At 65.8% G+C, this 11,955-nt stretch carries 11 protein-coding genes; 4 read left to right on the top strand and 7 right to left on the bottom strand.

What is annotated here, in order from left to right:
- The first annotated feature begins 22 nt into the window (after positions 1-22).
- The 4 genes from UCD39_RS06615 (at position 23) to UCD39_RS06600 (ending at position 4,142) form a co-directional block, all read left to right on the top strand.
- Positions 23-352: a hypothetical protein gene (locus UCD39_RS06615; RefSeq protein ID WP_330495258.1), complete on the top strand. Its 330-nt coding sequence runs from the start codon at positions 23-25 to the stop codon at positions 350-352.
- The gene (locus UCD39_RS06610; protein ID WP_330495257.1) at positions 298-1,221 is read left to right on the top strand and encodes a glycosyltransferase; all 924 of its coding nucleotides are present in this window, start codon (positions 298-300) and stop codon (positions 1,219-1,221) included. The genes UCD39_RS06615 and UCD39_RS06610 overlap by 55 nt, the downstream gene beginning before the upstream one ends.
- Positions 1,218-2,636, top strand: a complete 1,419-nt coding sequence (locus tag UCD39_RS06605; RefSeq protein WP_330495256.1) for a hypothetical protein — start codon at positions 1,218-1,220, stop codon at positions 2,634-2,636. The genes UCD39_RS06610 and UCD39_RS06605 overlap by 4 nt, the downstream gene beginning before the upstream one ends.
- A gap of 66 nt (positions 2,637-2,702) precedes the next feature.
- Entirely contained in the window at positions 2,703-4,142 is a 1,440-nt protein-coding gene (locus UCD39_RS06600) for a hypothetical protein (RefSeq protein WP_330495255.1), read from the top strand.
- Between the two features lie 202 nt (positions 4,143-4,344).
- Here UCD39_RS06600 and UCD39_RS06595 read toward each other — a convergent pair whose 3' ends face one another.
- The 7 genes from UCD39_RS06595 to UCD39_RS06565 all read right to left on the bottom strand — a co-directional run bounded on the left by UCD39_RS06595 (position 4,345) and on the right by UCD39_RS06565 (position 11,814).
- Positions 4,345-4,842, bottom strand: a complete 498-nt coding sequence (locus UCD39_RS06595; RefSeq protein ID WP_330495254.1) for a hypothetical protein — start codon at positions 4,840-4,842, stop codon at positions 4,345-4,347.
- Positions 4,839-5,825, bottom strand: coding sequence for a hypothetical protein (locus UCD39_RS06590; RefSeq protein WP_330495253.1), 987 nt, complete (start codon positions 5,823-5,825; stop codon positions 4,839-4,841). Before UCD39_RS06590 ends, UCD39_RS06595 begins: the two co-directional genes overlap by 4 nt.
- Positions 5,826-5,938: 113 nt before the next feature.
- A complete protein-coding gene (locus UCD39_RS06585; RefSeq protein ID WP_145729318.1) occupies positions 5,939-6,772 on the bottom strand; it encodes an FkbM family methyltransferase in 834 nt (277 codons plus the stop codon).
- The gene (locus tag UCD39_RS06580) at positions 6,769-8,307 is read right to left on the bottom strand and encodes a lipopolysaccharide biosynthesis protein (RefSeq protein WP_330495252.1); all 1,539 of its coding nucleotides are present in this window, start codon (positions 8,305-8,307) and stop codon (positions 6,769-6,771) included. The genes UCD39_RS06585 and UCD39_RS06580 overlap by 4 nt, the downstream gene beginning before the upstream one ends.
- Before the next feature lie 159 nt (positions 8,308-8,466).
- On the bottom strand, positions 8,467-9,441 hold the full coding sequence (gene fcl, locus UCD39_RS06575) for a GDP-L-fucose synthase (protein WP_330495251.1): 975 nt from the start codon (positions 9,439-9,441) through the stop codon (positions 8,467-8,469).
- Positions 9,410-10,513 carry a GDP-mannose 4,6-dehydratase gene (gene gmd, locus UCD39_RS06570; RefSeq protein ID WP_145729315.1) on the bottom strand — a complete coding sequence of 368 codons (1,104 nt, stop codon included), beginning with the start codon at positions 10,511-10,513 and terminating at the stop codon, positions 9,410-9,412. Before gmd ends, fcl begins: the two co-directional genes overlap by 32 nt.
- A gap of 128 nt (positions 10,514-10,641) precedes the next feature.
- Positions 10,642-11,814 (bottom strand): glycosyltransferase family 4 protein, encoded by a 1,173-nt coding sequence (locus UCD39_RS06565; protein ID WP_330495250.1) that lies wholly within the window; start codon positions 11,812-11,814, stop codon positions 10,642-10,644.
- Positions 11,815-11,955: the final 141 nt, after the last annotated feature.

Below are 11,955 nucleotides of genomic sequence, written 5' to 3'. Positions count from 1 at the left end.
CACGATAGAAGGGACGTAGCCCATGCGCTGCCTCTGGATCACGCTGGCCGACCCCGATCCGCCCCATAACGGACAGTTCATCTATTCCGGGGGATTGATCGGCAGCCTGGCGCAAGCGGGCGCCGACATGGCGGTGCTGGGGCTGAGCCGGCCCGACGGCAAACGCGCCGACGGCGCGCGGGAAACGCCCGGCGACGGCGCCATCGACTGGCATCTGGCGGAGCATAAGCCCCGCTCGCGCTGGAGCAGCCTGCGCTCCCCCTGCCCAACATCGCGCACCGCTGCGGCACGCCGGACATGCATGCCCGGCTGCGGCGCTTGCTGGCCTCGGGCCCGTGGGACAGCGTGGTGATCGACGGGGTGGGGTCCGGCTGGGCGCTGGCGGACTTCAAACGCCAGTTCCCCAATCCCCACAACCGGCCAAAGCTGGTCTACGTCTCCCACAATCATGAAGAGTCGTTGCGGGCCCAGCTGGCGCAGAACCAGTCCAACCCGCTGAAGCACCAGGCCATGCGCTTCGACGCCGCCAAGGTGACGCATCTGGAACGCGCCATCGTGAAGGAGGCCGACCTGGTCACCGCCATCACCCCGGACGACGCGGACCTCTACCGCGAACGCTGGCCGGACAAATCCATCGCGGTGCTGACGCCCGGCTATCGCGCGACGGAGCGCGAGAAAAAGCCCATCAGCCGCGACCTGCCCCGCCGCGCCGTCATCGTCGGCAGCTTCGACTGGATCGCCAAGCGCATGAACCTGGAAGAGTTCATCAGCGTGGCCGACGCCATTTTCGCCGCCAACGGCGTGGAGCTGGAGGTGGTGGGCAGCGGCGACGCCACCTTCCTGGCCAGCATGCGCAAGCGGGTACTGGCGACCCGCTTCACCGGCACGGTGGACGACGTGCGCCGCCACATGGACGCCGCCCGCATCGCCCTGGTGCCGGAGCGCAACGGCGGCGGCTTCAAGCTGAAGGTGTTGGACTATGTCTTCAACCGCCTGCCCATCCTGGCCCTTAAGGGCTCGGTGGCAGGCGTGCCGCTGGAGCAGGAGGAGAGCATCCTGCTGTATCCGGGGCACGAGGATCTGGCCATGGGCGTGGTGCAGTCCATCGACGACCTGGACCGCCTGAACAACCTGCAGAACGCCGCCTATCGCGCCTGCCGCGACAGCTTCCACTGGACCAGCAGGGGGCCGCAGTTGCTGACGGCCATCGGCGCGGCATGACGACCTGGACCGAATGGGCGGGATACAGCGCCATTCCTCACGACAGCGCCGCGCGGCGGCATCCGCTGGGGATGGTGGACTGGGTGTTGCTGGTGGGCTTCCTGCTGGGCATCTACACCGGCTTCGCCATCCAGATCACCCCCACCGTCCCCTTCCCCGCCGCCATTTCCGGCATCACCGGCGTCATCCTGCTGTGGCGTCGCCGGCATGGCATCTCGGCCGCCGGCCTGGCCGCCTTCCTGGGCGTGACCCTGCTGCTGCTGGCCTCCATCCTCTACGCGCCAGGCCTGGACCTGTTGTCCAAGCGCACCACCGGCCTGTTGCAGATGGTCTATTCGCTGGCCATCTCCTACGCCCTGTTCCTGACGGTGGTGGAGGCGGGGGCGGCGGCCTTTTCCCGCCTCATGCTGGTGTTCATCCTGACCATCATCGTCGGCACCCTGCTGGAGACCTATGCCGGGCTGGCGGCCATCAGCGACGCCGTGCGGCAGAAAATCTACACCTCGGGCGTCTATGACGCCGACCTGCGGGATGAGCTGCTGTATGGCAAGGTGCGGCCCAAGCTGTTCACGTCGGAACCGTCGGCCGTCACCTTCTCCTACACCCTGTTTTCCTTCTGCTGGCTGCTGACCAGCAGTTGGCGCCACAAGCGCCTGGGCTATCTCGCCATGATGACGGCCGCCATGATGGCCATGCCCGGCCCCACCCTGCTGCTGATGCTGCTGTTGCTGGGCCTGCATGAGATGGTGCCCAAGGGCGACGATGGGCCGGCCCCATTGCTCAGCGTGCGCCTGATCAAGATCGGCGCCGTCGCCGCCCTGGCCCTGATCGCTTTCGCCATCATCGCCAGCTCGGTCTACGCGGCGCGGCTGGATAATATCGCCAACGGCGATGATGAGAGCTTCTTCTATCGCGTCATCGGCCCCTTCCTGGTGACGTTGGAGGTGGTGAAGCACCATCCCATCCTGGGCATCGGGCTGACGGGCGAGCAGATGATCGCCGACACCATCGCCACGGTGTTCCTCAAGTCCGGCTCCTTCTCCCCGCTCTGGAACATTCCCGAGCCCAACGAGGTCATGACGAATTACTTCTGGCTGCACTGGGTCTATCTCGGCCTCTGCGGCGGCGCGGTGCTGATGCTGGCCATCAGCGGCTGGCTGCGCAGCCTGGGGGTGCACGCCCTGACGCTTTGCTGGCTGGGCTGGACCATTCTGGGCCAGGCCTCCGGCGCCTATGTCAGCCCCAAGACCTGGACCGTGCTGATGTTGATCGCCGCCTGCAGCGTGTTGCATGCCGAGGCCCATAAGCGCAGGACGGCGCCCGCCCCCATTCCGGCCCCGCCGCCGCTCCGGCCTTATCCGCCCGGCGCCCTGGTGGCCATCGGCGGCAACGGCCCGCCCCGATACCGGCCCTGAAAGACTTTCGACAAGACCCCCAAAAACGGCCCCGCCACCATAGCCACCAAGCCCTGAGGCAGAGTGATGACCCTTGCGACCCAGTGGACGGCCCCTGAAATCGGCGCATGGGCGCCGCAGCCCGCTTGGTATCTGGACAGGGGGATGGGGGCGCCCGGGCCGGGCATGGCGCGCGCCGATTGGGTGCTGCTGGTGATTTTCCTGCTGGGCATCTACACCGGCTTTTCCATCCAGATCACCGCCAGCATCCCCTTTCCGGCGGCCATCGCCGGCATCTCCGGGATCATGCTGCTCTGGCGCCGGCGGCACAGCATCTCCCCCACCGGCCTGGCGGCCTTCCTGGGGGTGACCCTGCTGCTGCTGGCCTCCATCCTCTACGCGCCGGGCCTGGACCTGCTATCCAAGCGCACCACCGGCCTGTTGCAGATGATGTACTCGCTGGTCATTTCCTACGCGCTGTTCCTGACGGTGGTGGAGGCGGGCGCCGCGGCCTTCTCCCGCCTCATGCTGGTGTTCATCATCACCATCGTCATCGGCACCCTGCTGGAAAGCTATGCCGGCCTGAACCGTATCAGCGACGCCGTGCGCCTGGCGATCTATCACCAGGGCATCTACGAGTTCGACATCCGGGACGAAATGCTGTACGGCAAGGTGCGGCCCAAGCTGTTCACCACCGAGCCGTCGGCCGTCACCTTCGCCTATACCCTGTTCGCCTTCTCGTGGCTGCTGACCAGCGACTGGAAGCACAAGCGCCTGGGCTACCTGGCCATGACGGGGGCCGCCATGGTGGCCATGCCCGGCCCCACCCTGCTGCTGCTGGTGCTGCTGCTGGCGTTGTATGAGCTGGGGCCCAGCGACGACCCCGGCCAATCCGCCGCCATGCGCATCATCAAGCTGGGGGTGGTGGGCATCCTGGCCATCGCCGCCTTCGCCATCCTGGGCAGCACCGTCTACGCCAACCGCCTGCATGAGATCGCCTCGGGCAACGATGAGAGCTTCTTCTATCGCGTCATCGGCCCCTTCCTGGTGGCCGTGGACGTGGTGAAGCACCACCCCATCCTGGGGGTGGGCCTGACGGGGGAACAGCTGGTCAGCGACAATATCGCCGATGTCTTCCTGCGCTCCGGCGCGTTCAGCCCGCTGTGGAACATCCCCGAGCCCAACGAGGTGCTGATCAACTATTTCTTCCTACACTGGGTTTATCTGGGCCTGTGCGGCGGCATCATCATGATCCTTGCCATCAGCGGCTGGCTGCGCGCGTTGGGCGTGCCCGCGGTGCCGATGTGCTGGCTGTCCTGGGCGGTGCTGGGCCAGGCGTCCGGCGCCTATGTCAGCCCCAAGACCTGGACCGTTCTGTTCCTGATCGGCGCCTGCAGCGTGCTGCACGCCCGGGCCAAGCGCGCGGGGGAGGCCCCCGTCCCCGCCCCGCTGGAGCCCGCGATATTGCCGGCGGCGGCCCTGCCGCCCGCCCCGCCCGCCATCCCGCCCCTGGCGGCCCTGCACTGACGCGACCGGAAGGGGCGCCAACCTCCAGGACAGGGACCTTCCTGACGCCGTTCGAGATCGCCAGCGGCATCATTGACGTGCCGCCCAGACCATCGGAACTGCGGGCCGCGGCCGCCACGATGGCCGATGAGGTGTCCTGGATACTGCGGCGACAGGCTGGGTCAATTACGGTTGAAGATCGGCGCGGGCCTCAGGATTGCGATTATAGGGGGACAACACTCATGCGGCAGCAATGCACAGAATGTTTCTGCAAGAGCCACCTACCGGCAATTTTCACCGAAGTGCCTCTCCCGCCGCATGCCTCCGTCGTTAGGCCGACGATTGCAACGTACTTTGCGGGCGCGTCGATGAATCTGGCACGCAGTATATGCCTGCCACCGCATGATGGAGCTTGATCGCGCTCATCTGGAACGTTGCATTCCGGGATTTCACTTAGGTTGTGTATCTTAATGTTCTTATTCTTGATAATCTGATTTATCACCTCATCCGGATCATGGCCATTTATGGAGACATAGACTTCTCCTGTGTCATACTCAAGGTATGCGTAAGCCAACGCTGAGGCCGCCTGATCAGCATCCTCCACAAAGACCCCCGTGAAATCGGCCGTTATTATATAATATAGAAATATTATTGTCAGAAAAGACAATACGCCAGTAAATATGGCCGCTATTTTAATTATTCTCCCTAGCGTTTTATTCATTTCTGCATGGCCGGCATATTGGAGATCGCGAACGAGTCCGCACAGCATTCGTCGGCGGGCTTGCAGGTACCACCGCCTTTCTGATGAAATAACTCGTGGCGAAGCACAAACTGCATGGTTCTTCTGGCATCAGTCTTTCCCAACCCCAGTATTATAGCCGGGGCCGCTGCCGACATATAAATTTCTGTCGTGTTGGTGGCCGGGTTAGTTAGTCCACCGGGAACAAATCCGTTCGTCAGGCCACCTGCTAATCGCCGAGCGACCTCCATTGACACTGCGGGCAACGGTTCTCCCATATGTTCCGCGTACGCCGCGAAGATTGGGCGGAAAATAAATCTGTGATTTCGGATGCTATCTTCTACTTCTTCTTTCGAAAGGACTCCAGACCTCAGCATCGCCGCCAACTCTTCCTCAAATAATTTCTTGGCGGCCGATGGGCTGAGAATTCCTTTTTCATCAACGAAAAATTGACCGCATTTTTTCTGCTTGCCTTGCGAACCCCTGTCTTCCGGCATGACAGACGGTTTATTCGGCACATCGCGCCGCGCTGATGCTGGCTGTTCAGCCTTGACGGGCTCCTGCGATGTCTCGCCGTCACCCGTCCAGCGCCCATGATCATCCCGCGCCTGGTCAGGGCTGTACTTCGCCAAGTTGTCGTTGGCCCGCGCCAACCGGACGGCGGCGTCCCAATCCAATTCAGGCAGGCGTAGATGCACGGCGCGGATCATGGCTTGGGCCAGATCACCGCGGTTCAGCGCGTCGGCGATCTTGGCCAGGGCCGGCAGCGCGGCGGCAGCGGGTTCCCCACCGGCATAGGCGCGCTTGAGCAACACCGCCACCTCCGCCGCCGAGCGGGCCTGGAAGCCGCCGGCGCCCTTGGCCAGCAGGGGTACGCCAGCCAAGGCCAAGCCCTCGGCCGTGCAACTCAGGCCCAGGCCACCCGGGCCGTTGCTCACGCGGTATCGACGCTGCCAGCCATCCATGATCGCTCTCCCTGTTGTTGGAAGAGCAACATATGTTCTTTATTTGTTCTTGTCAACCTGTGCGTGAGTGCCGACGACATCGTCGCCGGGAGCACTCCTCGCTTTCGGGGGCGCTACTCCTGCGCCAGCTCAGCGGCGATGTTGGCCAGGGTGCCGGGGGATTCCTGCCGGGGCAGAAACAGGAAGTTGTTCACATAATCGGCGAACTGGCTGCGGGCCAGGCCGGGGCGATAGTCCTGGATGTCCTCCGGACGCTGCATCGTGGCCACGTCGAAATTGTCCAGGGTGCGCAGCTTGTTGTGATGCAGGAAATACCCCTGGTAATCGATGGCGTCGAAGAAGCGGGCGATACGGTCGATGGAGCCGCGGGAATGCCGCTCCTCGATCTCCACCAGGATGCGGGGATGGCACCGGGTGATGGTTTCCCGGCCGCCCTCCAGCACCGCCTCCTCGTGCCCCTCCACGTCGATCTTGATGAAGGCGACGTCACCGGAATAGACGGCGTCGAGGGGGGCGGAGGTCACCTTCAATTCACGCTGCGCCGGCTGGTCGGCCAGGGCGGTGGGCGACAGGGTCGACAGCCCCGTTTCGGGCTGTCCCGCCACGACGGGAATATGCAGCTGGGCCATGCCGGACGATTGCGACAGGGCGGTGGGGTAGACCACGACGTCGTCGCCGAACTTGGCCGACAGACGCGCCGCCAGCCAGGGCACGGGCTCGAAGGCATAGACCCGGCGGGCGTGGGGCCGCATGAAATGGATGTAGCAACCCTCGTTGGCGCCCACATCGATGGCGTCGCGCCCAGGCTCGCACAGGTGGCGCACCAGGCGGGTTTCGGCTTCACCGAAATGCTCGAAGTACTTGTGTTCAAGCCACAGCATCATCGGCGTGGGACAGACGGTGCGAACCAGTTGCTTCGCCCCGCGCCTCAGCGCACCGGGGATCATTCAGCCACCTCCTTGGCGAAGGCCGTCGGCGCCGGCTGCGGCCGGGAGACGAGGGAGCGCAGGACGCTGGTCATGGCCTCACGGCTGGGCCGCATCAGCAGGAAGGCCAGCCCGGCGGTGAGCATCCCAACCACGGCGGCCACCGCCAGCGCCACCAGCGGGGCCGCCAGCAGGCTTTCGGGCATCACCCCGTTGCGCAAGAGCCAGACGACGCCGGCAACCGCCAACGACGCCCAGACGGAGGGCAGGATGCGCCGGTACAGGTCGCCCTGCGTGACCGGCCCCTGCCCTGCGGCCAGGTAGAAACAGACCGGCAGGCGCAAAACCAGGCCGACGGCGGCATAGGCTCCCGCGACCCCGACGGCGCCGAAGGGAACACCGGCGATGAAGGAGGCGATGGCCAGGGCCACGTCGATGGCGGTGGAGCGCAGCAGGTCGCGCGACCGCCCCTGGGGCAGGTAGATCAGGCCGGCGGTCATCAGCGTGGGCTGGACGGCTGCCACCAGGGCGAAGCAGGTGATCAGGGGGGACATCGCCTCCCACTTCGGGCCGAACAGCAGGTTGGTCACCCAGTCGGACGCGACGGCGGCACCGGCGGCGGCCGGCATGGTGACCATCGCCACCCGCTCGATCAGGACGCCGAACGCCCGGCGGAAGCGCTGCGGCTCATCCACCAGGCGGCTCAAGGCCGGCATGGCCACGGAGTAGAGCGGCGCGTTGATGCTGTTGATGGGCACCAGAACCAGCCGCGCCGCGCGTTCATAGAGGCCCAGGGTGGCGGCGCCGAACAGGCGGCCCACCAGGATCTGGTCGATGCTGCGCGCCAGGGTGGAGAGGATGCCGCACCCCGATACCGACAGGCCGAAGCCCAGCAACTCGGGAATGCCCGACGTGCGGCGCGGCAGCGACGGCCGCCATCGGCACAACGCCCAGCATCCGGCCATGACCAGGAAGGGGGCGGCCAGGCGCTGCGCCACCAGGGCCCAGTGGCCCCATCCCTGGAAGGCCAGGACCACGGCCACGACGAAGGCCAGCAGCTCGCTGCCGGTCTCCGCGATGGCGATGGCGGAAAAGCGCATCTGCCGGCGCAGCAGGGCCCAATGCTGCACCGTGGCGCCGCTCATGACGAAGCCCAGTGCCAGCCAGCGGGTGACGGGCTCCAGATCCGGTTGCCCGTAGAAGTGGGCGATGGCGGGGGCGCCCAAGGCCAGGCAGGCGGCGATGAGGCAACCGGCACCCGTGTTGATCCAGAACAGGGCGCTGACCTGTTCGTGGGTGATGTCCGTCTTTTGCATCGTGGCGGCGGACAGGCCCAGCTCCTTCACGATTTCAAACAGGGCGGTCATGGCCCCGACCATGGCGATGAGGCCGAACTCAGCCGGGGCCAGCACCCGCGCCAGCACGATGACGGAGCCGAACTGGGCCACCAGCTTCACCACCTGGGCCCCCATCATCACGGTTCCGCCCCGGGTCGCCCGGCGGCCGATGTCACCGATCAGGTGGGCGGTATTCAGATCGCCGTTCCGATCACGCATTAACACCTCTCACCGACGGCGCGGACGCGGGCGCCGCCGTTTTTGGGGCCACCGTGGTTAGGATGGAACCGCCACCGGCCAGACGAGGGCAATCGCCTGGCCGGTGGCGGTGGGGACGGCCCGGCCGCCGGGGAGAGCCGGCGGTCAGCCCCGTCACCGTCAGGCGTGGACAACCGGCGCGCCCCGGACGGAGGCGATGTTTTCCACATACCAGCGATAGGTCTGGGCCAGGCCGTCGTCGATCGACGTTGGGGCGCGCCAGCCCAAGGCTTCCAGCCGGCTGTTGTCCATGATCTTGCGCGGCGTCCCGTCAGGCTTGCTGCGGTCGTGCACGATCTCGCCCTGGAAACCCACGACCCGGCATATCCGTTCCGCGAGCTCGGCGATGGACACCTCCTGGCTGCTGCCCAGGTTCAGCGGTTCCTCCCCCGAATAATGCTTCATGACGAAGACCATGCCGTCGGCGGCGTCGTCCACGTACAGAAGCTCCCGCAAGGGCGTGCCGCTGCCCCAGATTTCCAGGGCCTTCGCCCCTTCCTGCTTGGCCTTGTGCGCCTTCACCATCAGGGCCGGCACGACATGGCTAGCCATCAGGTCGAAGTTGTCACCGGGCCCGTACAGGTTGGTCGGCATGACCGAGGTGAAGTCGCAGCCGTACTGGCGCCGGTATGCCTGGCACAGCTTGATGCCCGCGATCTTGGCGATGGCGTACCACTGGTTGGTCGGCTCCAGCGGGCCGGTCAGCAGCGCCTCCTCCGGGATGGGCTGGGGAGCCATCCGCGGATAGATGCAGGAGGAGCCGAGGAACAACAGCTTTTCGACGCCCGAACGGTGGGCGCTGTCGATGACGTTCGCCTCGATCATCAGGTTGTCGTAGATGAACTCCGCCGGCCGGGTGTCGTTGGCGTGGATGCCACCGACATGGGCCGCCGCCAGGAAGACGGCATCCGGGCGCAGGTCCTTCATCCACCGGTCGACTTGGGCGCTGTTGCGCAGGTCGCAGTGGTGGCGGCCGACGGTCAGGATCTCACACCCCTCCCGCTCCAGCCGCCGCACCAGGGCGGAGCCAACCAGGCCGCGGTGGCCCGCGACCCAGACGCGCTTATTGCGCAGCTCGTAAGGGGGCTTGTGCATCGTGCTGTCCTTCCCACTGCTTGACGGGGGTGCGATCCAGAAGGGCGCGGTCGGCATTCACCATCTCGTAGACCAACTCCTCGAAGGCGATGCGGTGCTGCCAGCCCAGGACCGTCTTGGCCTTGGTGGGGTCGCCCAGCAGGAAGTCGACCTCGGCCGGGCGGTAATAGGCGGGGTCGACCGCGACCAGCACCTTGCCGGTGCGGCGGCAATAGCCGCGCTCGTTCACGCCCTCACCCCGCCACACCAGCGGGCGGCCGATGCAGTGGAAGGCCAGTTCCACGAACTCGCGCACCGAATGCGCCTCGCCGGTGGCCAGCACGTAGTCGTCGGGCTTGTCCTGCTGCAGCATCAGCCACATGCCCTCAACATAGTCGCGGGCGTGGCCCCAGTCGCGCCGGGCCTCCAGGTTGCCGAGGTAGAGGCAGTTCTGCAGGCCGCGTTCGATGGCCGCCACGGCGCGGCTGATCTTGCGGGTGACGAAGGTCTCGCCGCGCTCAGGCGATTCATGGTTGAACAAGATGCCGTTGGAGGCGTGCATGTTGTACGCCTCACGGTAGTTCACCGTGATCCAGTAGCCGTACATCTTGGCCACCGCGTAGGGGCTGCGCGGGTGAAACGGCGTGGTTTCCGACAGCGGATCGCTGCTGATGCCGCCGTACAGTTCGGAGGTGGAGGCCTGATAGAAGCGGACATCGTCCTGCATCTTCAGCGACCGCACCGCCTCCAGCAGGCGCAGCGTGCCGGTGGCGTCCACGTTGGCGGTGTACTCCGGCATTTCGAAGCTGACCGCCACATGGCTCATGGCGGCCAGGTTGTAGATTTCGGTCGGCCGCGTCTCGGCGATCAGGCGGGTCAGCGCCAGGCTGTCCGTCATGTCGCCATAGTGGAGCGAGAACTCAAAACCGCCCTCGTGGCGATCCCGGTAGATGTGATCCAGCCGGTCGGTGTTGATGGAGGAGGAACGGCGCTTCAGGCCATGGACCACATAGCCCCGGGCCAGGAGGAACGAGGCCAGGTAAGACCCGTCCTGGCCGGTGATGCCGGTGATCAACGCGGTTCTATTCGACATAGCTGCTCCGTTCATCAATGGGTTGGTCGCTGTTTCCAGCAAAGTTCTTGGGGATTGTTTCCGGATTGTTGTTTGGGGCGCTTCTTTCCATTTATTCTAGGCGCCCCTTGTCCTGGCGGTTGACGTGTTCAGGGGAAGAGCACGGCACGGGCGACCCGGTCCCAGGTGTAGGTTTCCAGGACGTGGTTCTGGCCACGGGCGCCCATGACGGCCAGGCGTTGCGGGTCCGAAACAGCCTGAACGATCAGGTTCGCCAATTCTTGAGGATCGGCGCGGGCGGCCAGGAAGCCGTAGCGGCCGTCGCCGGTGATTTCCGGCAGACCGTTGCGCCGCAATCCCAGGACGGGGGTACGGGAGATCAGCGCCTCCAGATACACCTGGCCCCACGGGTCGTTCAGCATGGGTTGCACCAGCAGGGACGAGCGGCGGTACAGCTCCTGCAACTCAGCCCAGGGCAAGGCGGACCGGAACTCGATGGCGGGATGCTCAGGCACCTGGTCGCGGACGGACGGATCGGCCACGATGGTCAGGCTGAGATCCGGGCGGCGCAGAACCGCCTGCTGGAAGGCTTCGATCACCAGCTCGCCACCCTTTTCCCGGAACAGGTGCTTGCAGACGAACAGCAACTTGGGCTTGGCGTAATCCTTGGGGCCGATATAGGGCTTGATGTCGCCCATGCCCGACCCGACGGCCGTGACGCGGGCCGCTGGCACACCGTAATGGCTGATGATGTGGTCGCGGACGTAGCGGCCGAAGGTGAAGATGTGGTCGACGCAGTGCAGCGACCGCCGTTCCAGGTCCTCATACGCCGCCAGGGCGCGCGGGCTGTAGCCGGCGATATCGGGGCGGTGTTCCGCCGCCAGCGCCCAGGTGTGGTCGCAATAGAGGTAGTGGTGGACGCGGTGCGCGCGGTCGAACATGGGGTCGGCCGTGGCCTGGGCCTCCACCGCCGGCAGGTCCAGCGCGCCGGTGTGGATGATGTGGCGCGTTCCCCGTTCCGCCGCCTTCGCGGCCAACTGGCGGGCCAGATGCTGCCGGGCGGGGGCGGCGCGGTACAACTGCTCCGACGTCATCAGCTTGCCATAGCCGGCCATGACGTGGCGGGCGGCCAAGCCCATCTTGAAGGTCTTGGACAGATGGGGGTGGAAGCCCTCCACCGTCACGCCCAGCTTCTCCAACGCCATACCCAGGTTGCGGGGGGCGCCCGACCAGGTCCGGGGATGGGTCGGATCACCGAAGACAGAGGTTATGGCCACCCGGTCGAACCGGCGTTCGGCCTGCTGCCCCTCACCCGCGGGCAAGGCCTCTTCTTCCGAAAACCCACCGAAGACCGGCGGCGGTTGCACGGGGCGCCCGGACGGATGCGATTGGGGTGAAGGAGTGCGCTCGGCCACGGCCTGGGTCTCTTCCGTCGGTTGATCCGGTGGCGGACCGCCGCCCTT

This window comes from Nitrospirillum karajorum (assembly GCF_036348415.1).
In the GTDB taxonomy this organism is placed as follows: domain Bacteria; phylum Pseudomonadota; class Alphaproteobacteria; order Azospirillales; family Azospirillaceae; genus Nitrospirillum; species Nitrospirillum amazonense_B.
Note: the sequence above shows the minus strand (reverse complement) of the source record. Positions and strands in the feature narration are given on the sequence as shown.